21 protein-coding genes are annotated in these 25,347 nt (G+C 36.7%); 10 read left to right on the top strand and 11 right to left on the bottom strand.

Annotated features, from left to right (window positions below):
• Positions 1-50: 50 nt before the first annotated feature.
• A complete protein-coding gene (locus CLU97_RS11295) occupies positions 51-1,466 on the bottom strand; it encodes a M17 family metallopeptidase (protein ID WP_121488014.1) in 1,416 nt (471 codons plus the stop codon).
• A 71-nt stretch (positions 1,467-1,537) separates the two neighbouring features.
• Entirely contained in the window at positions 1,538-2,659 is a 1,122-nt protein-coding gene (locus tag CLU97_RS11290; protein WP_121488013.1) for an alpha/beta hydrolase-fold protein, read from the bottom strand.
• Between the two features lie 201 nt (positions 2,660-2,860).
• Between CLU97_RS11290 and glgB the strand changes: the two genes are divergently transcribed.
• The 8 genes from glgB to apaG all read left to right on the top strand — a co-directional run bounded on the left by glgB (position 2,861) and on the right by apaG (position 14,035).
• The gene (gene glgB, locus CLU97_RS11285) at positions 2,861-4,807 is read left to right on the top strand and encodes a 1,4-alpha-glucan branching protein GlgB (protein ID WP_183084551.1); all 1,947 of its coding nucleotides are present in this window, start codon (positions 2,861-2,863) and stop codon (positions 4,805-4,807) included.
• Positions 4,808-4,810: 3 nt separating this feature from the next.
• Complete coding sequence (locus CLU97_RS11280; protein WP_121488011.1) at positions 4,811-6,217, top strand: glycogen synthase; 1,407 nt, start codon at positions 4,811-4,813, stop codon at positions 6,215-6,217.
• Between the two features lie 29 nt (positions 6,218-6,246).
• The gene (locus CLU97_RS11275) at positions 6,247-6,756 is read left to right on the top strand and encodes a hypothetical protein (RefSeq protein WP_147436472.1); all 510 of its coding nucleotides are present in this window, start codon (positions 6,247-6,249) and stop codon (positions 6,754-6,756) included.
• Positions 6,757-6,773: 17 nt separating this feature from the next.
• Positions 6,774-8,042 carry a glucose-1-phosphate adenylyltransferase gene (locus CLU97_RS11270; RefSeq protein WP_121488009.1) on the top strand — a complete coding sequence of 423 codons (1,269 nt, stop codon included), beginning with the start codon at positions 6,774-6,776 and terminating at the stop codon, positions 8,040-8,042.
• A gap of 249 nt (positions 8,043-8,291) precedes the next feature.
• The gene (locus CLU97_RS11265; RefSeq protein WP_121488008.1) at positions 8,292-9,332 is read left to right on the top strand and encodes a polyketide cyclase; all 1,041 of its coding nucleotides are present in this window, start codon (positions 8,292-8,294) and stop codon (positions 9,330-9,332) included.
• Positions 9,333-9,457: 125 nt separating this feature from the next.
• Positions 9,458-12,271 (top strand): 2-oxoglutarate dehydrogenase E1 component, encoded by a 2,814-nt coding sequence (locus CLU97_RS11260; protein WP_121488007.1) that lies wholly within the window; start codon positions 9,458-9,460, stop codon positions 12,269-12,271.
• A 39-nt stretch (positions 12,272-12,310) separates the two neighbouring features.
• Positions 12,311-13,564 (top strand): 2-oxoglutarate dehydrogenase complex dihydrolipoyllysine-residue succinyltransferase, encoded by a 1,254-nt coding sequence (gene odhB, locus CLU97_RS11255; protein WP_121488006.1) that lies wholly within the window; start codon positions 12,311-12,313, stop codon positions 13,562-13,564.
• A gap of 81 nt (positions 13,565-13,645) precedes the next feature.
• Positions 13,646-14,035 carry a Co2+/Mg2+ efflux protein ApaG gene (gene apaG / locus CLU97_RS11250; protein WP_065398091.1) on the top strand — a complete coding sequence of 130 codons (390 nt, stop codon included), beginning with the start codon at positions 13,646-13,648 and terminating at the stop codon, positions 14,033-14,035.
• A gap of 38 nt (positions 14,036-14,073) precedes the next feature.
• On the opposite strand, the gene CLU97_RS11245 is transcribed toward apaG, so the two are convergent.
• The 3 genes from CLU97_RS11245 to CLU97_RS11235 form a co-directional block, all read right to left on the bottom strand.
• Positions 14,074-14,628, bottom strand: coding sequence for a 3'-5' exonuclease (locus tag CLU97_RS11245; RefSeq protein WP_121488005.1), 555 nt, complete (start codon positions 14,626-14,628; stop codon positions 14,074-14,076).
• Positions 14,629-14,870: 242 nt separating this feature from the next.
• Entirely contained in the window at positions 14,871-15,848 is a 978-nt protein-coding gene (locus CLU97_RS11240; RefSeq protein ID WP_121488004.1) for a glycosyltransferase family 2 protein, read from the bottom strand.
• Between the two features lie 6 nt (positions 15,849-15,854).
• The gene (locus tag CLU97_RS11235; RefSeq protein WP_121488003.1) at positions 15,855-16,739 is read right to left on the bottom strand and encodes a lysophospholipid acyltransferase family protein; all 885 of its coding nucleotides are present in this window, start codon (positions 16,737-16,739) and stop codon (positions 15,855-15,857) included.
• An 80-nt stretch (positions 16,740-16,819) separates the two neighbouring features.
• Between CLU97_RS11235 and CLU97_RS11230 the strand changes: the two genes are divergently transcribed.
• Positions 16,820-17,392: a thioredoxin family protein gene (locus CLU97_RS11230; RefSeq protein ID WP_121488002.1), complete on the top strand. Its 573-nt coding sequence runs from the start codon at positions 16,820-16,822 to the stop codon at positions 17,390-17,392.
• Between the two features lie 73 nt (positions 17,393-17,465).
• On the opposite strand, the gene CLU97_RS11225 is transcribed toward CLU97_RS11230, so the two are convergent.
• The 4 genes from CLU97_RS11225 to CLU97_RS11210 all read right to left on the bottom strand — a co-directional run bounded on the left by CLU97_RS11225 (position 17,466) and on the right by CLU97_RS11210 (position 23,117).
• The gene (locus tag CLU97_RS11225; protein WP_121488001.1) at positions 17,466-18,827 is read right to left on the bottom strand and encodes an aldehyde dehydrogenase; all 1,362 of its coding nucleotides are present in this window, start codon (positions 18,825-18,827) and stop codon (positions 17,466-17,468) included.
• 98 nt (positions 18,828-18,925) lie between these two features.
• Complete coding sequence (locus CLU97_RS11220; protein WP_121488000.1) at positions 18,926-20,488, bottom strand: MFS transporter; 1,563 nt, start codon at positions 20,486-20,488, stop codon at positions 18,926-18,928.
• A 320-nt stretch (positions 20,489-20,808) separates the two neighbouring features.
• The gene (locus CLU97_RS11215; RefSeq protein ID WP_121487999.1) at positions 20,809-21,855 is read right to left on the bottom strand and encodes an HlyD family secretion protein; all 1,047 of its coding nucleotides are present in this window, start codon (positions 21,853-21,855) and stop codon (positions 20,809-20,811) included.
• Between the two features lie 5 nt (positions 21,856-21,860).
• Positions 21,861-23,117, bottom strand: a complete 1,257-nt coding sequence (locus CLU97_RS11210) for a TolC family protein (protein WP_121487998.1) — start codon at positions 23,115-23,117, stop codon at positions 21,861-21,863.
• Positions 23,118-23,331: 214 nt separating this feature from the next.
• On the opposite strand from CLU97_RS11210, the gene CLU97_RS11205 reads away from it, so the two are divergent.
• Positions 23,332-24,135, top strand: coding sequence for a helix-turn-helix domain-containing protein (locus CLU97_RS11205; RefSeq protein WP_121487997.1), 804 nt, complete (start codon positions 23,332-23,334; stop codon positions 24,133-24,135).
• A gap of 268 nt (positions 24,136-24,403) precedes the next feature.
• Here CLU97_RS11205 and rplI read toward each other — a convergent pair whose 3' ends face one another.
• Together rplI and rpsR are read right to left on the bottom strand one after the other, a co-directional pair.
• On the bottom strand, positions 24,404-24,907 hold the full coding sequence (rplI, locus tag CLU97_RS11200; protein ID WP_105701384.1) for a 50S ribosomal protein L9: 504 nt from the start codon (positions 24,905-24,907) through the stop codon (positions 24,404-24,406).
• Between the two features lie 110 nt (positions 24,908-25,017).
• Positions 25,018-25,320 carry a 30S ribosomal protein S18 gene (rpsR, locus tag CLU97_RS11195; protein ID WP_034706728.1) on the bottom strand — a complete coding sequence of 101 codons (303 nt, stop codon included), beginning with the start codon at positions 25,318-25,320 and terminating at the stop codon, positions 25,018-25,020.
• Positions 25,321-25,347 lie beyond the last annotated feature (27 nt).

The following is a 25,347-nucleotide window of genomic DNA, read 5'->3' as shown; positions in this document are numbered from 1 at the left end:
TGAAAATCCACTAATCAAGTATACAGAGTTTTTTCGTAAAAAACTAATTTTTAGTGATAATTTTCAATTAAATTCACGAGGAGTTGAACCCCGTAACCTGTTGCTGCTTTTTCTTTGGCATAGCCTACATTCCCAAAGGCTACTCCCGCAATATCCAAATGTGCCCATTTAGAGTGGTTTTCAATGAATTGTTCTAAAAATTTTGCTGCAATAATACAGTCTCCGATTGGTTTTAAGGAAATGTTTTTTATATCTGCCACATCCGACTGGATATCGTCTTTCCACACGTCCCATAAAGGAAGATTCCAAACTCTCTGATTGGTTAGATCTCCAGTTTTTATCAAATTATTTTTCAATTCTTCATTATTGGAAAACATAGCCGCGCAGGTATCTCCAAACATTCTTACTGAGCTTCCGGTTAAAGTAGCCAGATCAATCAGGAAATCTGTTTTGTAATTTTTAGAAAGATAAGATAATCCATCTGCAAGAATCAATCGGCCCTCTGCATCAGTATCCAGAACTTCGATGGTTTTTCCGTTGTAAGCGGTGATCACATCACTCGGAAGAAGGGCTTTTTCTGAAACAGCATTGTCAGTAATAGGAAGTACAGCAATAATATTCACCGGAAGCTGCATTTCAGCGGCATAAATTAGAGCTCCTATAACAGCTGTAGCACCTCCCATATCAGATTTCATATAGTGAAGGTTGGCAGAACTTTTAATAGATATTCCTCCCGTATCAAACAAGACGCATTTTCCTACCAGTCCGAAAGTTTTGGCATTTTTAACCGTAGTTTTATATTCTAAAATAGTGAAAGCGGCATCATAAGCACTTCCCTGATTAACTGCTAAATAAGCTCCCAATCCAAGTTCCTCACATTTCTTTCTGTTAAAAACGGTGTATTTTAATTCATATTTTTTAGCCAGATTTTTAAGATAGGCGCTTAAGCTATCCGGTCTTTTTAAATTCGCAGGTTTGTTGAGCCATTCCTGACAAGCAGTCTGACCATTAATCAGAGCTTCTGTTTTCTGGCTGACATGGTCTAATTTTTTCTGGCTTAAATTTTCAAAATGCAACTCAAATTTTGCATTCCAGAAAGGATGTTTTTTATCAAAAGGGTAGTTGTATGTTCCTGCCAGAAGTCCTTTTACAAACTCCTCAAACTGATTTTCATTCATGAAATCAGCCAATGCTAAAGTAGGTACAGCCTGTAGTTTTTCTTTCTGCGTCTGTGAAAACTTAGCGGCAACCTGCTGAATTTCGAAATTTTGTAAAGCAGATTTTCCTAAACCAATGAAATAAGTAATTCCTTCTTCATGAGCATTTACAAAAATCTCGTATTTCTTTCCCGTAAAAAAAGTGGAAATATTTTTATTGAAATTTTTACCGGTTTTAGCCCATTCTTCTTCAGTAAACAGATGAAAAACCTGAGTATAATTCTTGTTTTTTTTATTGATTAGTTTCATAAATAGATGTTGTATTTTTCTAAGATGATGAATTGCTGTTTTGAGAAATTTTCTTCTGCAATTTCCTTCATCTAATCTTTAATGCTTTGTTGTTGTGGTTTTACTTCTACAGGATTCTCTGTATTGTCGTAGAACAGCCATTCTATTGCCCTTGGAAACTCCTGTGACCAGTAGAATTCATTGTGAGTGCCTTCCGGATTGATATTGGTCTTAAATTCAAAATCAAAAAGCTTTTTCTCTTCCCATCTTCGCAGGTATTCTTCAAAAATGTGAATTCTTTTGACCATTTTAGATCCTTCCTGAGCTCCGCCATAAAGGTAAATTTTTGTTTTATAAGGAACCCTGAAATTCATCATCGGAAAGTTGTTATTGGGTTCTACCCAAAGAGAAGGAGAGAAGATTAACAACTTAGAATAGACTTCCGGATAAAGAAATCCACTGTAGATACTAATTAAAGCACCTAATGAACTACCTCCGATTCCGGTATTGTCACGGTCTTTTTTTGTTCTGTAATTTTCGTCTACAAAAGGTTTTAAAGTATCTGCAATAAAGCGGATGTATTTTTTTCCTTCAGAGCCGTTGGCCACATGATCATTATCAAAAATATATTCTTTGATTCTTTCTTCGCTACCATGTTCTATGGCAATGATGATTAGGTCTCCACGTCCGTATTCTGCAAGGATAGACAGTTTTTTGTCGATTTCCCAATTTCCGAATCCACTTCCTTCACTGAACAGATTTTGGGCATCCTGAAGGTATAAAACGGGATATCTTTTATCAGTAGTGTGATAATCATAAGGAAGCAGCGCCCAGACTTTGCGGTGACGGTCAAGCTGTGGAATATAAAAGTTTTCTGAAATAACTTCTGCTATAGGATAATACTCTTCTTTAAAAGGTCCCCAGTTTAATCTCCATTTTTGTACCGTATCAGAAGTTTTGCCTGCTGATTTTTTTACTTTCCGGTTAGGTGTAATGTTTCCATATTGATCCAGTTCCACATTCTCCCAGCCTCCCTTGGTGAATTTGTAGTCAATTTCGTCCGCAAGGATCTGGTCTTCAATTTCTATAAAATAATTGGAGGAATCTGTTTGTTTGAGCTGAAAATTGTAATCTTTAGGATTCCAGCTGTTGAAATTTCCGGTGATAAATACCGGTCTGTCGTCTTTTTCTTCTGTATAAAGTTCAAACCTCATCGTATGTGTTTAATAAAAATAGTGATGCTAAATTTATAAAAAAAGATTGTTTTGAAATCATAAAAATGTGAGGTAAAAAATGATATATTTGGTAGAAAGACAAAACACGAAATGATATTGATAATTATTTGATGAGTAATTAACCATTATTGTCAGTATTTTTCGTAGTTTCAAGGAAATTATAAATTTAAACTGATCTTGATGAATTCTGTTAAAACCTACACGCTTTTCACCGATCATGATGTGTATCTTTTCAAAGAAGGGAGACATTATAAGCTGTATGGTAAATTTGGAGCACATTCTGCGGAAAAAGATGGTGTAAAGGGAATCTATTTTTCAGTATGGGCACCCAACGCAAAAAAAGTTTCCGTAATCGGGAATTTTAATAACTGGAATCATAAAGATCATATCCTCTTTCCAAGATGGGACGAATCTGGGATTTGGGAAGGGTTTATTGAAGGATTAACCTGGGGAACACTATATAAATATGCTATTGAAACACCCAGAGGTGAAATTCTGGAGAAAAGTGATCCCTATGCATTGAGCTGGGAACAGAATATTCAGGCCGCTTCTCTTGTTTCTACTACCTGGTATGAATGGGAGGATAAGGAATGGATGAACAACCGCTGGCAAAAAAACAGATTGAATGCTCCAATATCTGTATATGAACTGCATCTGGGTTCATGGGTAAGGGAAGGAGATCAGCCCCAACGCTTTTTAAACTATAGGGATATTGCCAAAAAACTGGTACCTTATATAAAGGATATGGGATTTACCCATGTGGAATTTATGCCTGTGATGGAATATCCTTATGATCCAAGCTGGGGATATCAGATTACAGGTTTTTATGCAGCTACTTCGCGCTTCGGTTCGCCACAGGATCTGATGTTTCTCATTGATGAACTTCATAGAAACGAGATAGGCGTTATTCTGGATTGGGTTCCATCCCATTTTCCGGGAGATGCTAACGGGCTTCACCTTTTTGACGGATCCTATCTGTATGAACATGAAGATCCGAGAAAAGGATTCCATCCGGATTGGAAATCACATATTTTCAATTACGGACGAAATGAAGTTAAATCTTTTCTGATTTCCAACGCGATGTTCTGGCTGGATCGTTACCATGCAGATGGATTGCGTGTGGATGCAGTAACCTCAATGCTTCACCTGGATTATTCCAGAAATGAAGGCGAATGGGAACCTAATATATATGGAACTAATGTAAACCTGGAAGCCAAAGCTTTTCTACAGGAATTTAATACGGCTGTTTATAAAGAATTCGGGGATAATATCATGACGATAGCAGAAGAAAGCTCAGATTTTCCTATGCTTACCAAGCCTGTTCATGATGGCGGTGTAGGATTTGGAATGAAATGGATGATGGGCTGGATGCACGATACATTGGATTACTTTAAAGAAGATTTTTCTAATCGTAAATTTCATCATCATAAACTGACCTTTGCTTCCATGTATATGTATAATGAAAATTATATGATGCCCTTGTCACACGATGAAGTCGTACACGGAAAAGCAAGCCTCATCTATAAAATGAAAGGCGACGAATGGCAGAAATTTGCCAATCTGCGTGCCCTGTATGTATATATGTATACCCATCCGGGAGCTAAGCTGCTTTTTATGGGTGATGAATTCGGGCAGACCAGTGAATGGAATTTTACCAGAAGTCTCGACTGGCATTTGCTAAAATATCCTGTTCACAAAGGAATGCATGAAATGGTAAAAGAACTGAATCACCTGTACCGATCAGAAACTGCGTTTTACGAAAATCAGTTTGATAAACATGGTTTTGAATGGATAGAAGCAGATGATCTTGAAAACTCAGTATATGTATACCTGAGAAAAGGAAAAAGAAAGGACGATGTAATGATGGTTGCTTTAAATCTGGCACCCAAAGTATTGGATTATAAAATCGGGATTCCTGCAGGGACACACTGGGAAGTTGTTTTAAATTCCGATAATGAAAAATACAGCGGAAGCGGGGTAGAGCCTGAAATCTTAGAAGAGAAATATGAAGAATGGAGAGGACATCCAAAAACAATGACCTTAAAACTTCCGCCATTGGCCGGAATTATTTTACGACAGAAGAAAGATAAAAAGTATAAATTACACAGAATTAAACACAAGAGATAAAGAATGGTTATTTATCATTTAAGTACAGAATGTTATCCTGTAGCAAAAGTAGGCGGTCTGGCAGATGTTGTCGGGGCACTTCCGAAATATCAGAATAAAATAAAAGGAATAAATGCTAAGGTAGTAATGCCATGGTACAATAAAACCTTTGTCTATGATCATGAATTTGATCTGGTTTTTGATGGATTTATTCATCAGGGAGATAATATGCTGCAGGTTCAGGTGTTAAAAGAAAAAACAAATGTTCTGGGATTTGAGCTGTATATGGTGAAAATTCCCGGATTACTAGACAGGGAAAACCCTTACGGATATCAGGATGAAAGCTTTCAGTTTATGGCTTTTCAGCATGGAGTGCTGCACTGGCTGTGTGCCATGGAAATCCGTCCGGATGTACTGCACTGCCATGATTATCATACCGGGTTAGTTCCTTTTATGGTAGAAAACTGTTCAGAATTCGGGTTTTTAAAAGGAGTGAAGACAATAGGAACCATTCATAACGGAGAATATCAGGGAATGATGAGCTGGAATATGGCTAATTACATGCCTTCTTTCGATGCTTACAAATGGGGCTTAATGGATTGGAACGGATTTATGAATCCTCTCGCAAGTATGATTAAATGTGCCGATGCCTTCACCACTGTTTCCGAAGGATATCTTGAAGAACTTTTCATAAGCTTCCGCGGTCTGGAAAGCCTGGTTCGTCAGGAATTCGGGAAAGCCTACGGAATTATCAACGGGATTGACACCGAAGTCTGGAATCCTGAAACCGATCCTATGCTGGATTTTAATTTTAGCAGCAAAAATGCAGTCGCTCAAAAGAAAAAAAATAAAGAAAAACTCTGTAAAGAATATGGTTTAAAACCGGAACTTCCTTTGTTTGCCTTTATCGGAAGATTCGCTACGGAAAAAGGAGCAGATCTGCTGCCGGATGTAGTCTGGAGAAGCATTAAGCAAAGTTATGGCGCTTTAAATATTATGATTCTCGGCTCAGGAAACAGCTATATCGAAAATAAATTAAAAGAATACGACTATACGTATACCAATTTTGCTTTGGATCTGGGATATAAAGAACATCTTTCCCATAAAATATACGCCTCGGCAGATTTTTTGCTTATGCCTTCCAGAGTAGAACCCTGCGGGTTGAATCAAATGTATTCCATGAGGTACGGAACCGTTCCTGTAGTGAGATATACAGGAGGCCTCAGAGATACCGTAGAAGATATTTCAACCGGAGGAGCAGGTTTAAACTTTACTTATCCTGGTGTGGATGATATTGTACATGCCATGAACAGAGCCATAGCAATTTATAATCAAAAAGGTGTCATGGAAGAACTCATCCATGCCAACATGAATTTTGATTTTGCATGGGAGAAATCTGCAGAAAAATACATAGCTTTATATAATAGCTAAATATGAGAAAGTTTTTTTCCTTTCTATTAATGATAATTATAGTCTCTTCCTGTAAAAAAGAAGATGAAGGACTTCGTAATGGCTATTTCTGGCTTTACGGATCTGGTCTTAAAGATATGTATGGCGAAGAAGCTGCCAATGGCATTTCTGAAAAATGGAAAATAAAAACAGTACATGCCGGCGGATGCGTTATTGATGGTGAATTGGAAAAAAAGATAAACAGGGCGAATAAAAAAACACTAGCTGCCATTACAAAGAAATATGGTAAGGGCTGGGAAGCAAAATATCATAAGGATATAGAAAATTTTGCCATGAAAAGCGCAGATGTAATGGATGTGCTGATTGTAAATAAAATGTTCAGAAATAAATTGAAGGACCACAATATTCCTATTGATGATGTGGATAAACAGGTTAAAGAACTTAATGATCAGGGAGAATACGAGGTGGCCATAGTCAATTCAAATCTGAAATATGAGAATAAAGAATGCTTTAAAGTAGCAGTAAACACTAAGAACCGAACCGTAAACTTAATAAATTAAAAAAACGCAGGATATTTATGAATCGAAATGTAATCTCCATTGTTTTAGGAGGAGGCAGAGGGACAAGACTATTCCCATTAACGTATTCCAGATCAAAACCAGCTGTTCCTATTGCAGGAAAATACAGACTGGTAGATATTCCTATTTCAAACTGCCTGAATTCAGGACTGAATAAAATTCTGGTTTTAACCCAGTTTAATTCCGCTTCTCTTAATTCGCATATTAAGAATTCTTATCATTTTGATATCTTCAGCAAAGGCTTTGTTGATATTCTGGCAGCCGAGCAGAATGTAGAAAATGACAGCTGGTATCAGGGTACCGCAGATGCTGTACGTCAAACGATGAAGCACCTTGAAAAATATGATTATGACTACATCCTGATTCTTTCAGGAGACCAGTTGTATCAGATGGACTTTAGGGAAATGCTGGATTTCCATATTGAAAACGGAGGAGATCTTACCATTGCAACCATTCCGGTGAATGCAAAAGATGCCACAGGTTTTGGAATCTTAAAATCTGATGATGAAGGAAATATCACTTCCTTCTATGAAAAACCGGATTATGATATGCTGGAAGGCATGAAATCTGAAGTTTCAGAAGGAAATAAGCATGCCGGAAAAGAATTTCTGGCTTCCATGGGAATCTATATTTTCACTAAGAATATCCTTAAAAAGATGTTTGAAGAAGGTGCAGGTGATGATTTTGGAAAAGATATTATTCCGAGTTCAATTGGAAAATACAAAACGTTAAGTTATCAGTATGAAGGCTATTGGACAGATATAGGAACTATAGAATCTTTTTACGAAGCCAATCTTGACCTTTGTCTGGATCTGCCGCAGTTTAATCTTTTTTCTTCTTCACCTATCTATACCAGAGCAAGGATGCTTCCGCCGTCAAAAATCAATGGCTCATACGTAAGTAAAGCCGTTTTTGGAGATGGATGTATCATTATGGCAGATAAAATTGAAAATTCCGTGATCGGAAACAGAACAAGAATAGATAAAGGAAGTACCATCGTGAACTCTTACGTGATGGGAGCTGATTTCTACCAAAATACAACAGAAATTGTCCTGAACGATAGAGGCGGCCGTCCTAATATGGGAATCGGAAAATACTGTTATATAGAAAAAGCAATCCTTGATAAAAATTGTTACATCGGGGATAATGTAAAGATCACCGGAGGAAAACATATCCCTGATGGTGATTACGGAACTTATTCCGTACAGGATGGGATTGTAGTGGTGAAGAAAGGCGCTGTAATTGCGCCGGGAACACATATAGGATAATAGAAAGGAAGTTGGATGCTGGAAGCTGGAGGTTATTGAAGGACAGAGTACCAATAGAAGTCTTATTTAGGTTTATTAAGTAAGATGAAATGTTTTAAATTATAAAATTTCTAGTGATCATTCACCAAATAGTAACTTCCAACTTCCCTCATCCCGCTTCCAGCACTTAACAAGGTTAATTATTGTTAAACATACAATCAGAGTGATCAGCATATTGTTCACTCTTTTTATTTATACTATTTTTGTGCGATGCGTATTTTTAAGATATTAACTTTTATCATTATCTTGTTGGGAGGAGCTTATGCGGCTTCCATGTATTATTTTGTGGACGAAAGTAAAAATTTCACCATTGAAAAAGAAATTGATTATCCGGTAGATAAGGTTTTTGCCCAGTTCAATAACCTTCAGAATTTCACAAGATGGAACAATTTTTTTACCAGTTCACAATCTATCGATATTGATTATTATACGCCTTATGAAGGGCAGGGAAGTGCCATTAGCTATGTAGATCCTAAAAATGATACCGATGGAGAAATGTTCATCAGGTATGAGAACCTTAATAAGACTCTGAAATACCAGCTTTTTGAGGATGAAAACGAAAATCCAACTTTGGTTGATGTCAAGTTTAAATCCGTTTCTGCAGAAAAAACAAAAATCATCTGGTACGTACATACTCCGAAATTATCTGTTTGGAAAAGAGTAGGGAACTTCTGGACGGAAGACCGTTTTGCCGAAAATATCAACAAAAGTATGGCAAATCTTAAAAACTCTTTAGGAAATAAAGTAGAAAAAGATAACCAGATGGCCGCCATTAAATACGACAGTCTGATGGTGGAAAATGAAGAAGACAAGTTATTGTTGGGGATCAATGTAAGCACATCAAACAAAAAAGATGCACTTTACAAAAATATCGTGATGAATTATAACAAAGTCTATAATTTTGTGACGATGGATCTTGGAAAAAGAGATGATGAATTTGGATATCCGATCCTGATTACCGATGCGGATAATTACAAAGACAAAGAGGTTTCTTACTTCCTCGGAATTCCGCTTTCTAAGAAAATTGGAGTGTCTGATAATAATTTCAATTTTAGGTCTGTAAACCCGTCTCAAAATTACGTGATGTACTACAAAGGGAACTATGAGGGCCGAATTCGGGCAATTCAACAGCTGATCCAGAAAGCCAAAAAAGACGAGATGCGCTTCGGAGATATCCGCCAGACCTTTATTGAGCGTCCTATGGAAGGTCAGGAGGTAAACGTTAAGCTCTCATTATCAGTGTATAAGTAATTTTTATTTAATTATTTTTTTCTTAAGTTTTTTTAACGGTTCCAGACTGTTCTAACTCGGTTTTTTTTATTAAATTTGAAGATTAATTCTACAAATAAATTTTAATAAATAGATAAACTGTAATAATGGACAGATTTTCATTCCTAAACGCAGCTCATTCTCAGTTAATTGAGGATTTATACCAACAGTACTTAAAATTCCCAGACTCTCTAGAACCATCATGGAAAGCTTTCTTTCAAGGCTTCGATTTTGCTTTGGAGAACTATGGAGACGACGATAACACCCAGTTTATTCAGGCTTCGGCCAGCGCTGCTCCGGCAGTACAACAGATTTCTCAGGCAGTATCAAACGGAGAAGTTCCTGAGCATATCAAGAAAGAATTTAAAGTAGTAAACCTTATTGAGGCTTACAGAACAAGAGGGCACCTTTTCACGAAAACTAACCCTGTTAGAGAAAGAAGACATTATACCCCTACTTTAGACATCGAAAACTTCGGTCTTTCTAAAGAAGATTTAAATACAAAATTCAACTGCGCGGTTGAAACAGGAATGAAAGAACCTGCTACTTTGGCAGATTTGATCAAGCACCTTGAAAGCATCTACTGTGATTCTATTGGAGTAGAATACATGCACATCAACAACGTTGAAGAAAAAGATTTCATCAAAAGATGGCTTCAGGTAAATGAAAACCATCCAAGTCTTTCTGCCAACGAAAAAACAGAAATCTTATTAAAATTAAATCAGGCAGTTGCTTTTGAAAACTACCTTCACACAAAATTTGTAGGACAAAAGAGATTCTCATTAGAAGGTGGTGAAACATTAATCCCTGCTTTAGATCAATTGATCTCAAGATCTTCTCAGTTAGGAGTAGATGAAGTAGTATTGGGAATGGCTCACAGAGGTAGACTTAATGTACTGACCAACATCTTCGGGAAATCTTACAAACAGATCTTCTCAGAATTTGAAGGAAAAGAATTCGAAGAAGATGTATTCTCTGGTGACGTTAAATATCACTTAGGATCATCTAAAAAGATCAAAACAGCTTCAGGAGAAGAAGTTTGTATCAACCTTACTCCGAACCCATCTCACCTTGAAACGGTTGCTGCTCTTGTAGAAGGTATCTGCCGTGCAAAAGTAGATGACAAATACAAAGATTACTCTAAAGTATTGCCAATCATCATTCACGGTGATGGAGCGATTGCCGGACAAGGTATTGCTTACGAAGTGGCTCAGATGATGACGTTGGAAGGATACAGAACTGGAGGAACCGTTCATATCGTTGTAAATAACCAGGTTTCATTTACAACTAACTATATGGATGCAAGATCTTCAACATATTGTACAGACATTGCAAAAGTTACAGAATCCCCTGTAATGCACGTAAATGCTGACGATGCTGAAGCGGTTGTTCATGCCATCCACTTTGCTGCTGATTTCAGAGCGAAATTCGGAAAAGACGTTTATATTGACCTTTTAGGGTACAGAAAATATGGTCACAACGAAGGTGATGAGCCAAGATTTACTCAGCCTAACCTATATAAAACCATTTCAAAACACCCGAATCCAAGAGAAATTTATAAAGATAAATTATTGAAAGACAGCATTACTTCAAACGACGTAATTGCTAAAATGGAAACGGAATTCAAAGCTCTTCTGGACAAAGATTTTGATGCTTCTAAAGAGATTGAGAAAAACGTAATGGATCTATTCATGGCTGAAGACTGGACGAACTATCCAATCGGAAAGAGAGGAGCAGTTCAGTTGCCTGTAGATACCAAATATGATGCAGCGAAGCTTAAAGAATTAGCACTTAAAATGTCAACACTTCCTGTTGATAAAAAGTTCATCAATAAAATTACAAGACTTTTTGAAAACCGTATCAAAGCTATTGAAGGAAACTCATTAGACTGGGCGCTAGGAGAGTGGTTAGCATATGCTACACTTCTTGTGGAAGGCCACAACGTAAGAATCTCCGGAGAAGATGTAGAAAGAGGAACATTCTCTCACAGACATGCGGTAGTAAAAACAGAAGATACAGAAGAAGAATATATCCCTTTAAGACACGTATCAGAAAGTAGATTTGATGTATTCAACTCTCACCTTTCAGAATATGGGGTTTTAGGTTTCGATTACGGATATGCAATGGCATCTCCAAATACATTAACCATCTGGGAAGCTCAGTTCGGAGATTTCGTGAACGGAGCTCAGATCATCGTTGACCAGTACCTTGCTGCTGCAGAAGAAAAATGGAAAATCCAGAATGGATTGGTAATGTTATTGCCTCACGGTTCAGAAGGACAGGGTGCTGAGCACTCTTCAGCAAGACTGGAGAGATTCCTTACCCTTTGTGCCAATGAAAACATGGTGGTAGCGAATATTACGTCACCTGCCAACTACTTCCACTTATTAAGAAGACAGTTGAAATGGGGCTTCAGAAAACCATTGATCGTAATGAGCCCTAAATCTTTATTGAGACATCCTAAAGTGGTTTCTCCAATCGAAGATTTTGCAAACGGTACATTCCAGCCAATCTTAGACGATCCTACTGCAGATCCTAAAAAAGTAGAAAAAGTAGTTCTTTGTTCAGGTAAACTGTACTTCGAATTATTAGCGAAGAAAGAAGAACTGAACTGTGAAAATATTGCATTAGTAAGATTTGAGCAGTTATATCCGCTTCAGACAGATGCTATTGAAGCGATCTTCAACAAATACGAAAACAAAAAACAATTGGTTTGGGCTCAGGAAGAACCTGAAAACATGGGAGCTTGGTCTTATATCCTTAGAAACTTCAGAGATACAGGAATCCAGGTAGTTGCTCCGGTACCAAGCGGTGCTCCGGCTCCAGGTAGCCACAAAATGTTTGAGAAAAACCAAAATGCAGTGATCAACAGAGTTTTTGACAGAGATGATGCTCCTGCAAAAAGACCCGTTACAGCTTAATTTAAATAATATCCAATTAAAAAATAAAAAATACTCGATATGTCAGTTTTAGAAATGAAAGTTCCTTCACCGGGCGAATCAATTACAGAAGTTGAAATTGCAACCTGGCTTGTAAAAGATGGTGATTATGTAGAAAAAGATCAACCTATCGCCGAAGTGGATTCAGATAAAGCAACTCTTGAATTGCCGGCAGAACAAAGTGGTGTTATCACTTTAAAGGCAGAAGAAGGTGATGTAGTACAGGTAGGTCAGGTAGTTTGTTTAATTGATATGGATGCTGCTAAGCCAGAAGGTGTTGCACCTGCTGCTGAAGCTCCAAAACAGGAAGAAGCACCGAAAGCTGCTGAACCGGCTAAACAAGAAGCTCCAAAACCAGCTGCTCCGGTAGCTGCTCCACAAACTTACGCAACAGGAGCTCCATCTCCGGCTGCTAAGAAAATCCTTGATGAAAAAGGAATGGATGCTGCTCAGGTTTCAGGAACAGGAAGAGACGGAAGAATTACTAAAACTGATGCTGAATTAGCGGCAGTTCCTGCATTGGGAGGAAGCCCTATGACTGCTACAGGTGCTAGAACTACCACTACAACTAAACTTTCAGTTTTAAGAAGAAAAATTGCTCAGAGATTGGTTTCTGTAAAGAACGAAACTGCAATGTTGACGACTTTCAACGAAGTGGATATGTCTGAAATCTTCAGATTAAGAAAACAATATAAAGAAGAATTTGCTCAAAAACACGGAGTAGGACTTGGTTTCATGTCTTTCTTCACAAAAGCAGTAACAAGAGCTTTACAAATGTATCCGGATGTAAATGCATCTATTGACGGAGACTTTAAAGTAAATTATGATTTCTGTGATATTTCAATTGCCGTTTCAGGTCCTAAAGGGTTAATGGTTCCGGTATTGAGAAACGCTGAAAACATGTCTTTTGCCAGCGTAGAAGCAAACATCAAAGATCTTGCTATCAAAGTAAGAGACGGTAAAATTACTGTTGATGAAATGACTGGTGGTACTTTCACGATTACAAACGGTGGTACTTTCGGATCTATGATGTCTACACCAATCATCAACCCTCCACAATCTGCCATCTTAGGAATGCACAACATCATCCAGAGACCAGTAGCTGTTGACGGACAGGTAGTAATCAGACCAATGATGTACGTTGCAATGTCTTATGACCACAGAATTATCGACGGTAAAGAATCTGTAGGATTCCTTGTTGCGGTAAAAGAAGGTATCGACAATCCGGTTGAAATATTATTGGGAGGTGACGAAAGAAAAGGCCTTGGATTATAGTTTTAATATAATTATAATGTAAATATATGATCTCGCCTTATAAAAAGGCGAGATTTTTGTATTTATTAAGAAAATGCTACAATGATGTTTTCAAAAATGACTTCCAATATCAAAGTTTCAGTTATACCTGAATATGATAGTAAAAACAGTTATCCATCCGAAAACCGCTACGTTTTTAAATACAATATCACGATAGAAAATGACGGAAGCTTTCCTATCAAAGTATTAAAAAGAAAATGGCTGATCTTCGATGTAGGATTCGGATACACAGAGATTATAGGTGATGGCGTTATCGGCCTGACTCCTGAAATAGGAACAGGTGAAAATTTCGCTTACTTCTCCAATGTAATGCTTCGTTCCGGAGTAGGAAATATGAGCGGAAAATACCTGGTTAAAAACCTCGAAACACAAGAAACATTTGAGATTGATATTCCAAAATTCAATCTTTTGTCTGAAGTGTTGAGTAATTAATGATGAGCAGAGGAACAGATTAAGAACCCGGGTTCTTATTAAAGCTTTTTGATTTTCGCTTTCATATAATCGTTTACTTCATCATTGCTGGTGAGAAACAGTTTCTCAAAAGCCAGCAGAGATATCTTTGCACACACTTCAGCATCTGCACCCGCTCTGTGGTGGGTGAAATCAATTTTATGATATTCTGCCAAAGGTTTTAAGCCGTATTTCGGAAGATAATTCCATGACTTTTTAGCAAGCTGTATGCTGCACAAATAGTTTAATTTTGGAGTAAACATCCCGTAATGTTCCAGACAGCCTCTTAAAACAGAAGCATCAAATCCTGCATTATGAGCAATCATAAGGCTTCCATACATCATATCCTGGGCTTCATACCACACTTCATCAAAGGTTGGGGCATCTTTTACGTCTTCAGGATAAATCCCGTGAACCGCAATATTAAATTTACTGAAATAAGGAAAACTTGGCGGCTTAATCAGCCATGTTTTTGTTTCAACAATTTTAGAATCCTGCACGACACAGATTCCCATCTCACAAGCTGAACTTTTCTCGTGAGTGGCCGTTTCAAAATCTATTGCACAGAAATCCATTGTTTTTTATTATAAGTTGTTTGGTTGGTTTTGGTTATTAGTTGCTGGTTGTTTTTTGTTGCTTGTTACTGGTTCTCTTGCCTCGAGTTTAATGTTCAGGGTTTAAAGTTTAAGGTTAATTGAAGCTATGAATTTCTACTTAATGAGTTTTAGTTCATATAAGAAAAAAGAAAACTGTAATTTTCCCTAATCCCTAATCCCTAATCCCTAATCCCTAATCCCTGCAACCTACCATTTACTACCTATTTTCCTCCCAAAAAATGTTTAAATATCAGCCATTTTGATTGGTAAAACTGACTCTTCTGGTGTTTCTGACGAAGTTTCCATGTTCCGGGGAGCTGGGCATAAAACCCAAAATGAGCTCTTACAACCGCCCACAGATGTGGAAAACCCTGTTTTAAGCCAAAATAAATTCCCGCTACACTATCCAGACATAATCTGAAAAAGATCAGCCAGATCAATTGAGGAAAAGGAAGGTTTTTAAGCATCATAGAAAGATTATTTCTGATGTTTAAATAAGTTTTTTGTGCACTCTGTTTATTAAGAGTTCCTCCTCCTACATGATATATACTGGATTTTCCTGTATAATAAATCTTTTTTCCCGAATTGATAAGCCTCCAGCAAAGGTCTATTTCTTCCTGATGGGCAAAAAACCTTGCATCAAAACCATTCTGATCCCAAAAATCTTTTGAACGGATGAAAAAACAGCATCCTGAAGCCCAGAAAATCTCTGTTTCATCATTATACTGGCCTTTATCTTCTTCCAGATCATCAAAAACTCTTCCTCTGCAATAAGGATATCCAAGGTTGTCTATCAAACCTCCGGCAGCACCGGCAAATTCGAAATAACTTTTGTTATGATAAGATAAAATTTTAGGCTGTACCGCTGAAATAGAAGGATTTTTTTCCAACAGTTCCAATACAGGTTCTGTCCAGTTCTCTGTAACTTCTACATCGGAGTTCAGAAGGCAGTAATATTCATTGGAAATGGACTTCAATCCTTCATTATATCCCCCTGCAAACCCATAGTTTTTATCGTTTTTAATAATGTTTACGGTAGGAAAATTCTTTTGTAAGAACTCAACGGAATCATCCGTAGAAAGATTGTCTATCACATAGATATCGGCATTCTGAGAAAACTGAACCACACCCGGAAGAAATTTTTCAAGCCAATTTTTGCCGTTCCAGTTTAAGATGGCAACTGCTAGTTTTTTCTGCATGTCAATCTATTTTTTTTCTGCATCAAAATTCTTGATAGAGTCCTGATATTTCCATTTTCTGTGTGACCAAAGGTAGTTGTCGGGATGTTTGTGTAAGGTATTTTCCAATAATTTATGGAATTTTCTTACCACTTCATTTTCTGTAAACTTTTCCCCATCCGGGTATATTCTATGATAATTAACCTGATAATAACCGCGTTTTACCTTTTTCATCTCACAATAGATAAAAACAAGATCCATCCTTGTGGCCAGCTTATCATATCCTATAAAAGCAGGAGTTCTTTGATTCAAAAATTCCAAACCATAAGTGACATGAGCGTGGTGAGGAGTTTGGTCGGCAACAAACATATAAGCAGAATCACCGTTGTTTTTAGATCTGAAGATATTCAGAATAACCTCATTGGCCTCCAGTGCTTCATTTCCGAATTTGTTTCGAACCTTTTTCATTTGATTCTCCCAGAAATCACTGTTTACTTTTCTGTATACAGGATGACAATGAGCCTGGGGAACAATCTTTGCCAATGCATTGATCCATTCCCAATTGAAAACATGTCCTGCCAGCAGGATAATATTTTTACCTTCCTTTTTAGCATCATGAAACAGTTCCTGATTGATATGCTGCATTCTCACTCTGGCTTCTGTCTCAGAAATACTGAAAGATTTTATAGTTTCTACCAGATAATCGGAAAAATTAAGATAGAATTTTTTTCGGATATCTTTAATTTCTTCTTCGGATTTATCCGGAAAAGACATTCTCAGATTTTGGGTGATGACCTCTTTTCTGTATCCTACAATATAATAATTGAGGAAAAAGATAACGTCCGAAAAAATATACAATATTTTAAGCGGCAGCTTAGAGACGAAGTATAATATTTTGATTAAGAAATTCATAAAACAGGCAAATTTAGTGATAATAAAATTATGGTTCTATTTTTGCTGACGGATATATATTATTTTTTTACTTTTATGTTATGAAAAAATTGACAATATTCGCTTTCCTGGGATTAGGTGCTTTCGCTTTTTCACAAGATGTAAAGGATTTACCAGATAATGGAAAACAGAAAACAGCTCTTATAGTACCTACAGAACATAAAGAGCTTGAAGCCAAGAAAAAAGCAGCTGAAGAAAAAGCTAAGCTTCCAAAGCCCTATGATCCAAAAGCTGATGCGCAGGCTGATATTAATAAATTGGTCGCTCAGGCTAAGAAAGAAGGCAAAAATGTGATGATCCAGGCTGGTGGAAACTGGTGTATCTGGTGTCTTCGTTTTAATAATTATGTGCAGACTACTCCAGAATTGAAGGAATTGGCAGATAAGAATTATGTTTATTATCACCTGAACTATTCTCCGGAGAATAAGAATGAAAAAGTTTTTGCCCAATATGGTAATCCGGGTGAAAAATTTGGATATCCGGTGTTTATTATTTTAGATAAAGACGGAAAAATGATCAAAGTTCAGCAGAGTGACGTGTTGGAAGAAGGAAAAGGCTACAGTAAAGATAAAGTAAAGGAATTCTTTACTACCTGGGCTCCTAAAAAAGGATAAAATAAAAAAAAACTGCTTCAGCAATGAAGCAGTTTTTTTATTGCGTGATGGTTAAAATAATAACCTGTAGAAATTATAATAACTTTTTAATCCAGGCTAATTTCTTCTCTGAATAAGGTGGATATTTGATATTTGGTTCTCCCCAGGTAACTTTTTCCAGAACCGCTTTTTGATGTGAAAAGGTTTCAAAACCATATTTTCCATGATAATTTCCTATTCCTGAACTTCCAACACCTCCAAACGGAAGATTGTCATTGCTTAAATGCATCACCGTATCATTGATACAACCGCCTCCAAAAGATAGTTTTCGTGTAAAGTTTTCTTTCTCTTCAGAATCATTGGTGAAGAGATAAGCAGCCAGAGGTTTTTCGAGTTCTACAATAGAATTCAGCGCTGCATTGTAATTTTGAAAACTGATGACCGGTAGAAGAGGTCCAAAAATTTCTTCCTGCATAATTTCGTCATTCCAGTTTATATGGTTCAAAATAGTAGGTTCTATATAGTGTTTTTCTTCGTCAAAATGGCCTCCGGAATAAATTTTTCCCTGATCAATCAGGTTTATCAAACGTTGGAAATTTCTTTGATTGATGATTCTTGTATATTGTTCAGAACCCTTATCATATCTGAATTCTTTGATATATTTTCTGAGCATTTCCAGAAACTGTTCCTGAATGGTTTCTTCCACCAAAAGATAATCGGGAGCTACACAGGTTTGTCCGGCATTGAGGAATTTTCCCCACACAATTCTTTTAGCTGCGATATCGAGATTGGCATTTTTTGTGACAATAGCCGGAGATTTTCCGCCTAATTCAAGGGTTACGGGGGTAAGATGTTCTGCAGCTGCCTTGTATACAATCTTTCCGACCTTTGTACTTCCCGTAAAGAATATTTTGTCGAATTTCAATTGTAAAAGAGCAGTCGTTTCCTCAATACCTCCTTCATATACATACAGATATTCTGGCGGAAAGTTTTCATTGATGAGAGATGCCATGGTTTTCATGGTATTTTCAGCAATTTCACTGGGCTTAAGAATGCAGCAGTTTCCTGCAGCCATGGCGGCAATAATGGGAGAAAGGGATAACTGATAAGGATAATTCCAGGCTCCAATGACCAATACACAACCTAGTGGATCTGCATAAATTTTACTGCTTCCCAATTGATTGGCGAGATTGGTGCTTACTTTTTTAGGCTTTGAAAGGGATTTTAAGTTTTTGATATAATAACTGATATCATTCAGAATAAAAGATAATTCTGTAGTGAAAGTATCAAATTTTGATTTTCCAAAATCTTTGTTAATGGCTTCACACAGCATATTCTCATTAGAAATAATAAGACTTTTAAGCTTTTCAAGATACATTTTCCGGAAAGCAAGGCTCTTGGTCTGCTGGGTCTTGAAAAAATCTGTTTGTTTCAGTAAAATACTTTCAATTTCCATGGGTGGACTTTTATATTAAACGTAGTCATCTGCGCAATATTGCGGTCTGAAATACGAACAATAAATCGGCCAAAAAACTTTAAAAAGGAAGCTTTCTTTTACATAATATTCCTCACTGCTATTTTTACAGGATGGTAAAGCAACAGACCAATTGCTGTAACAAGCGCCAGCCAGAATAATCCTGTGAAAATTTCCATATTGGAAAGGAGAATAGACTGAGCTGTTATTTTGGCTTTAAAAGCTCCAGCAGTCATGGATAAAGAATCATTAACTGACAGTTTTGAAATATTAGCCCCGAAAATTTGACTCCACTGGCTGTAAAAAAGAGGATTAGTGTCTGTAAAATTCGCGCTGAGTGTATCAGAATGTTTTAATGTTAAAAAAAGCATCAGATTCTGCATCAGAGCATAACCGATAGCGGTGGTCCAGAAACGGGTTGTGGTTCCTAACGCTGTAGCATTGGATACATATTCTTCCGGAGTTTTTGAAATCAAAAAGAAAACAAGCGGTGTAAATAATAATCCCTGAGCAACTCCCTGCAGAAATAAAGGCGGACAGATTGTGGAAAGGGTAGTATCAGGATAAAAAGTATACGTAAACCAGGCACAATCTATGGCCAGTAAAAGAAATCCTGTGAAGAAAACAATTCTTGAAGAAATTCCGCGAACAAGACAGATTCCCGATAATACTATTCCCAAAAGAGTTCCCGCGACATTCCAGTACTGGATATTGACAATATAATCCCAAGGCCATTTCCATACCGTAGCCATGATGCTGTAGACGTTATTAAGTCCGGAGCGGATCAGATAAAAAATAAAAAACAGAATCATCCCTACAATTACATTTTTTGAACTGAAAACTTCGAAATGAAACAATGGTCTTTTAGAATTTCTTTGTTTAAGCATAAATAATCCCCCTGAAAGAAGAAAGATAAACAGACACATGATAATGGTGTCAGATTCAAACCACATCAATCTTTTCCCATAAATAATAGCATAACCGCCCGCCTGCAGACAGACCCAAAGTAAAAACCAGCTGGTAATATCCAATTGATACAAAGGTTTTTTAGGGAAAAATCTGTTTCTGTTGAACAGGGCGATCCCAATAATCAATACAAATACATGAAAATAGACCATCATCAGGATCATATGCTGAAAATCGTAATCTTCAATACTTGATTTTAGGAGGGAAGTGGTAATGGTTCCTCCAGTCAGCATAATTGTATACATAAAAAGATAGGCTAAAACTTTGGCATGTTTTGTTTTTAATTCAGCAATAATCAAAGGCAGAAAAATAGCGCCTTCCAACAATCCGAAAATTCCCTCTAAAAACCGGATCACCAATATAACATGATAATCATGAGTCACTGACAAGACGTAAAGAATAATAACGGAAATGGAAGCCATCAGCAAAACATAATATTTAACGCTGAAATAGGCCATAAACCGCTGTAAAACTAAAAGGGTAACCACAAATGTCCCGTACATCAAAATCATTAAATACTGGATGTCATCTGAATCTGCATCCATAAAAGAAGATGTGAAGGCGCTGTTTGAATGTAAAAGCGACAACAACATCAGGTGGGGAAACAATGCCAGTATCAGAAGTGGCAGTTTCAGCCATTGTGGTACCCATTTATGATAAACTGTATTATGCTGCATAATTTTATGAAAAGCAAAAATGCGAAAAGACAAAGGGCAAAGGTGTAAATAAGTAAAAGGTAAAATGGCAAATATGCTTTAAGAAAAAATTTGCAGATTCGCTATTTTGCAGTTTGCCTTTTCGCTAAAAAAATAATTTAATTGTAAATTTGAGATAGGTTGATCAGAAGTTAATTTTGAACTCTAAAACTCTAAAACTCTAAAACTCTAAAACTCTAAAACTCTAAAACTCTAAAACTCTAAAACTCTAAAACTCTAAAACTCTAAAACTCTAAAACTCTAAAACTCTAAAACTTTAAAACTCTAAAACCCTCCAACCCTCATATCTTCTTCGCACTCACCAGAACATTCATTCCGGAAAGCAGTTTTTCGTTGTCTTTATTGTTATCCAGAATAATTTTCACAGGAAATCTCTGCTCGATTTTCACAAAGTTTCCGGTTGCATTATCTGGCTTTACCAATGAAAACTGAGATCCTGAAGCTGGTGAAACAGAAAGTATTTTTCCTTTAAATTCCACATCGGGATAAGCATCTGCGGTTATGATGACTTCCTTGCTCTGATCAATCTGTCCAAGCTGTGTTTCCTTATAATTGGCGATGATCCATTTTTCTTTGCTTACGATCTGAACCAGAGTCTGACCTTCCTTAATCAGCTGTCCTTCCTGAATGGTCTTTTTTCCCACCCATCCGTCATAAGGAGCCGTAATGACTGTATAAGAAAGATACAATTTAGCATTGTTAAGACTTGCAGAACTCTGCTGGATCTGGCTTTTCACGGGGGCAACTTTTGTCTGCTGCTCATTAGCTCCGGCTCTTACTGCATTTTTCTGTTGCTCTAGTGCCAAAAGATTGGCTTTTGATTGCTCATAAGAAGCTTTTACATTCTCAAACTCCTGTTCTGTAGCAGCATCTTCGGATAAAAGGTTTTTATATCTTTTATAATCCTGTTCTGTTCTCCAGATATCAATTTTTGCGGAAGCAATTTTAGCATCAATGATCTTGGTATCACTTTCTTTGGTACTGACACCGCTTTCAATTGTGCTGATGGTTGCTGTATTGGCATGAAGATTAGCTTCTGCCATATGTACCTGATTCACAAATTCTCTGTTGTCTATGACGATTAATGTATCCCCTTTATGTACAAACTGATTTTCGTTAAACCTTATCGTTTTGATGAAACCTGAAATCTTACTGGATACAGGCGTTATATATTGCTCAATCTGCGCATCATTCGTAGTAACATTTTTTCTGGAAAAAAGATAAAAGCTGAACATCCCTGTGATTCCGCTGATGATCAGGATCCAGGCCAGTAAAGTAATGGACTTGTTGATTCTTTTTTCCTTTTGTGTCAATTGTTTCTGTGCCATAGTTTTTATAAGTTCCCAATCGTATATTGGAGTTGGTAATATTTAAGTTGTCTGTTGATTTTTACGGAAATAAGATTAGATTCAGCTTCCAGATAAGTATTGTCGGCGTCTATCAGTTCTGTGATAAGGCTTAACTTGTTGGCGTACTTCGTTCTTACGATACGGTAGTTTTCCTTAGCCTGATTAATGGCTTCTTCAGCAATTTTTACCTTCTGGTCTGTTTCTTCAAACTTTTTATAAGCCTCATACACATTATGTCTTACATTTTCCTCGTTTTCCTCTATTTGAAGCTTAGCCAAATCAATGTTTTCTCTTGCTTCCTGCATTCTGTATTTGTTTTTGTACAGATTTTCGATAGGATAGGTAAGGTTTACACCCACCATTCCCAAACGATATGCATAAGGTTCGGGAGGAAAAAACATCATATTCGGATACTTTAAAAAATATTCTCCGCCAGCTGTAATTTTGGGTAAATAATTCGCTTTGGTAATTTTTTGATCCAGTTCCTTCAGTGAAAGATTTTTGTGAGTGATATCAACAGATTCATTTTTCATTAAAGCTGTTTCTGTCAAATCATTAATATAAGGAATTGAAGCATTGTCTGAAATAAGATCTTCCGTATTCACATGCATTTCCTGGCTTTCCGGAAGCGAGAGAATCGTTTTCAGTTTATGCTCCGCAATCTGAATATTATTATCCAGTTCTGTCCAGCTCATTTTATGATTAGAAAGCTGTAGCGAGGTTCTTAAGACTTCATTTACAGTAACAACACCGTTGGCCTTCAGAGCTTTTACTTGCTTAATATTGACAGAATCTTCCTTCATTTTATCATTAATAAGACTCTGCTGTTCTTTTAAGTGATGAATCTGCAGAAAAGCAGTAATGATAGCCATTTTAAGCTGTCTCTCATCCAAATGCGTTTTTAAAGCTGAAATTTCAGTATCAATAGCCGCTTTCTTCTCTGTATTTTTGATTTTGCCACCCATATACACCGGAATGGAAGCAGATAAGGTAAAGTCATACATTCCATTGATTACATCATATTTAGTGGCCTTATTAAATACGCCATTTTGATGCTGAAACAGGTTAGTTACCTGATTGTAGCTGGTATGAAACTCAATATCCGGAAGTTTTTCCATTTTGAGATCTTTCTCTTTGGTAACGGACATTTCATTTTTCAGATGGCTTATCTGTATGTTTTTGTTGTTTTTCAGACCAATCTCTACAGCTTGCTGTAAGCCGAGATGCTGGTAATCTATCATCTGTGAGTGTAAAATGTTGCTCAATAATAAGCATAACGCCATGCACATATACCGGCATGCGTTTAATATGATATTCATAAATTAATTAAAGGATTTTTGCTAAAATGATTTTGATGCAGCAAAGTTACGATCACTAGCCACAGACTCTATTTGTGAAAACAGAAAAAGATTTGCTCATTTACGCCAATTTGAAAATTCTTCTTACCTTTAAGGGATGAACAACAGGCATTTTAAAGAAGTAGAAGAAGATGATACCGAATTTTATGTTTATCATGTTCTTACCGGAAATGTAACCACAGAGATTCATTACCACAGTTCTGCTCAGTTAGTTTATGCAGAAGGCGGTATTGTACATGTCTTTACGGATCAGAAACATTGGTACCTTCCCGCAAGATGTTTTATGTGGATTCCTGCCGGAACCCCTCATTATATTTTTTCTACCAGTCCTAAAGTGGATTTATATAATTTTTATTTTAAAAAAGAAGAAGGTGAAAATGGCTTCTTTGATGAAATTAACATTTATTCTGTCAATGATTTGCTCAGAGAGATGATTTTGTATACTAAAGAATGGGATGGGAAAATCACAAAAAATGATACGTCTAAATATTTTTTTCTCAAAGCGCTGAAAGGTGTTTTACAAGAGAAAGAATACAAGCATCTTGCATTTCCCATACAACATCCTTTTCCAAAAGATGAAACCTTACTGAAGATTGCAAGATATATTCATGCTAACCTTGAAAAGCCTCTTACTATTGAATCTACGGCAAAAGAATTCGGAATGAGCACAAGAACCCTCTCCAGGAAATTTAAAGAGATTCTGGGCATGAATTACGTTCGGTTTCTAAGAGCATTAAGAATTACGCGCTCACTTGAACTGATGCTGGAAGATAAGTACAACATGTACGAAATAGCGATGATGGTGGGGTACAACAGCCTGTCTTCTTTTAGCAATATTTTTAAAAAGATTATTGGTATTGCTCCTACGGAATATCAGCGGAAACTGAGGGGAAACCGGTAGTTGGGTTGGAGGGTTTTAGAGTAGGAGAGTTGTGAAGTGCAGGTTTTGTAATACGTAATAAGATCCTTTGATCTCTCTTATGTTGTATTTGGACGATGTGAATCTGGGAGGAAGTTTATTGTATGCATAATATCAATTAAGATTTCCTATATTCCCCTTCCTTGAAGGGGTGGATTTTTGCAAAGCAAAAAGACGGGGTAGTTCAATAAAAAAACCACCTCAATAAATTGAAGTGGTCTGTATTGTGAGAAAATCTCAGTTGCTTAGATTAAGCTTCTTCAGATTTAACTTCTTCTTTCTTAGCAGCAGGAGCAGCTACAACTGGAGCGTCAGATACGATATCGAATTCGAAATTGTACTCAACGTTTCTGTGTAATCTGATGTTAGCTGTTACTTTACCAGTTCTCTTAATAGTGTTCCCTGGAATTTTGATGTATTTCTTCTCTACAGAAACTCCAGCTTTAGCAAGAGCAGCAGAAAGATCTGCATTGTTGATAGATCCGAATAATTTGTCACCAGAACCTACTTTTGCAGGGATAGTGATAGAAGTTTTCTTCAATTGCTCAACTACAGCATTAGCAGCAGCGATTAATTTAGCTTCTTCTTCTTTTCTAGCTTCTAAAGTAGCTTCTAGAGCTGCTTTGTTTTTAGGTGTAGCTAAAAGTGCAATTCCCTGAGGAAGTAAAAAGTTTCTAGCATAACCTGGCTTTACGCTTACTGTATCAAACTCAAGTCCTAAGTTTTCTACGTCTTGTTTTAGGATGATATCCATTGTTGTTGTCCTTTTTTGGGATTTTAGAGTAATCTAAAATCAAGTTAGAATTAATTATTTATTCAGCAACAAAAGAAGAGGGAGATCTCTTCTTTTATTTATTTTTTGTCTTATTTCAATAAGTCAGCTACGTAAGGTAGTAAAGAAAGGTGTCTTGCTCTTTTGATAGCAGCAGAAACTTTTCTTTGGTATTTTAAAGATGTTCCAGTGTATCTTCTTGGTAAGATTTTACCTTGCTCGTTTACAAATTGTAATAAGAAATCAGCATCTTTGTAGTCAACGTGCTTAATTCCGTATTTTTTGAATCTACAATATTTCTTTTCAGATTTTGTATTGATATCAAGCGGAGTAAGGAATTTTACTTCTGATTCTCCTCCTGCAGAGGCTTGTTTAGCCATTTCATCTATTGCCATGTCTTGTCTTTTTTAAAAAATAGGGTT

The sequence above is a fragment of the Chryseobacterium sp. 7 genome (assembly GCF_003663845.1).
GTDB lineage: Bacteria > Bacteroidota > Bacteroidia > Flavobacteriales > Weeksellaceae > Chryseobacterium.
This window is presented reverse-complemented; position numbering and strand designations above follow the sequence as displayed.

What these genes read in the sequence shown, in the direction of transcription:
- CLU97_RS11260 (WP_121488007.1), top strand. Translation starts at nt 9,458, where the DNA reads ATGGACAGATTTTCATTCCTAAACGCAGCTCATTCTCAGTTAATTGAG.
- CLU97_RS11290 (WP_121488013.1), bottom strand. Translation starts at nt 2,659, where the DNA reads ATGAGGTTTGAACTTTATACAGAAGAAAAAGACGACAGACCGGTATTT.
- CLU97_RS11230 (WP_121488002.1), top strand. Translation starts at nt 16,820, where the DNA reads ATGAAAAAATTGACAATATTCGCTTTCCTGGGATTAGGTGCTTTCGCT.
- CLU97_RS11265 (WP_121488008.1), top strand. Translation starts at nt 8,292, where the DNA reads ATGCGTATTTTTAAGATATTAACTTTTATCATTATCTTGTTGGGAGGA.
- CLU97_RS11270 (WP_121488009.1), top strand. Translation starts at nt 6,774, where the DNA reads ATGAATCGAAATGTAATCTCCATTGTTTTAGGAGGAGGCAGAGGGACA.
- CLU97_RS11235 (WP_121488003.1), bottom strand. Translation starts at nt 16,739, where the DNA reads ATGAATTTCTTAATCAAAATATTATACTTCGTCTCTAAGCTGCCGCTT.
- CLU97_RS11275 (WP_147436472.1), top strand. Translation starts at nt 6,247, where the DNA reads ATGATAATTATAGTCTCTTCCTGTAAAAAAGAAGATGAAGGACTTCGT.
- CLU97_RS11245 (WP_121488005.1), bottom strand. Translation starts at nt 14,628, where the DNA reads ATGGATTTCTGTGCAATAGATTTTGAAACGGCCACTCACGAGAAAAGT.
- CLU97_RS11240 (WP_121488004.1), bottom strand. Translation starts at nt 15,848, where the DNA reads ATGCAGAAAAAACTAGCAGTTGCCATCTTAAACTGGAACGGCAAAAAT.
- apaG (WP_065398091.1), top strand. Translation starts at nt 13,646, where the DNA reads ATGATGTTTTCAAAAATGACTTCCAATATCAAAGTTTCAGTTATACCT.
- CLU97_RS11225 (WP_121488001.1), bottom strand. Translation starts at nt 18,827, where the DNA reads ATGGAAATTGAAAGTATTTTACTGAAACAAACAGATTTTTTCAAGACC.
- rpsR (WP_034706728.1), bottom strand. Translation starts at nt 25,320, where the DNA reads ATGGCAATAGATGAAATGGCTAAACAAGCCTCTGCAGGAGGAGAATCA.
- CLU97_RS11205 (WP_121487997.1), top strand. Translation starts at nt 23,332, where the DNA reads ATGAACAACAGGCATTTTAAAGAAGTAGAAGAAGATGATACCGAATTT.
- CLU97_RS11210 (WP_121487998.1), bottom strand. Translation starts at nt 23,117, where the DNA reads ATGATAGATTACCAGCATCTCGGCTTACAGCAAGCTGTAGAGATTGGT.
- CLU97_RS11220 (WP_121488000.1), bottom strand. Translation starts at nt 20,488, where the DNA reads ATGCAGCATAATACAGTTTATCATAAATGGGTACCACAATGGCTGAAA.
- CLU97_RS11280 (WP_121488011.1), top strand. Translation starts at nt 4,811, where the DNA reads ATGGTTATTTATCATTTAAGTACAGAATGTTATCCTGTAGCAAAAGTA.
- odhB (WP_121488006.1), top strand. Translation starts at nt 12,311, where the DNA reads ATGTCAGTTTTAGAAATGAAAGTTCCTTCACCGGGCGAATCAATTACA.
- CLU97_RS11215 (WP_121487999.1), bottom strand. Translation starts at nt 21,855, where the DNA reads ATGGCACAGAAACAATTGACACAAAAGGAAAAAAGAATCAACAAGTCC.
- glgB (WP_183084551.1), top strand. Translation starts at nt 2,861, where the DNA reads ATGAATTCTGTTAAAACCTACACGCTTTTCACCGATCATGATGTGTAT.
- rplI (WP_105701384.1), bottom strand. Translation starts at nt 24,907, where the DNA reads ATGGATATCATCCTAAAACAAGACGTAGAAAACTTAGGACTTGAGTTT.
- CLU97_RS11295 (WP_121488014.1), bottom strand. Translation starts at nt 1,466, where the DNA reads ATGAAACTAATCAATAAAAAAAACAAGAATTATACTCAGGTTTTTCAT.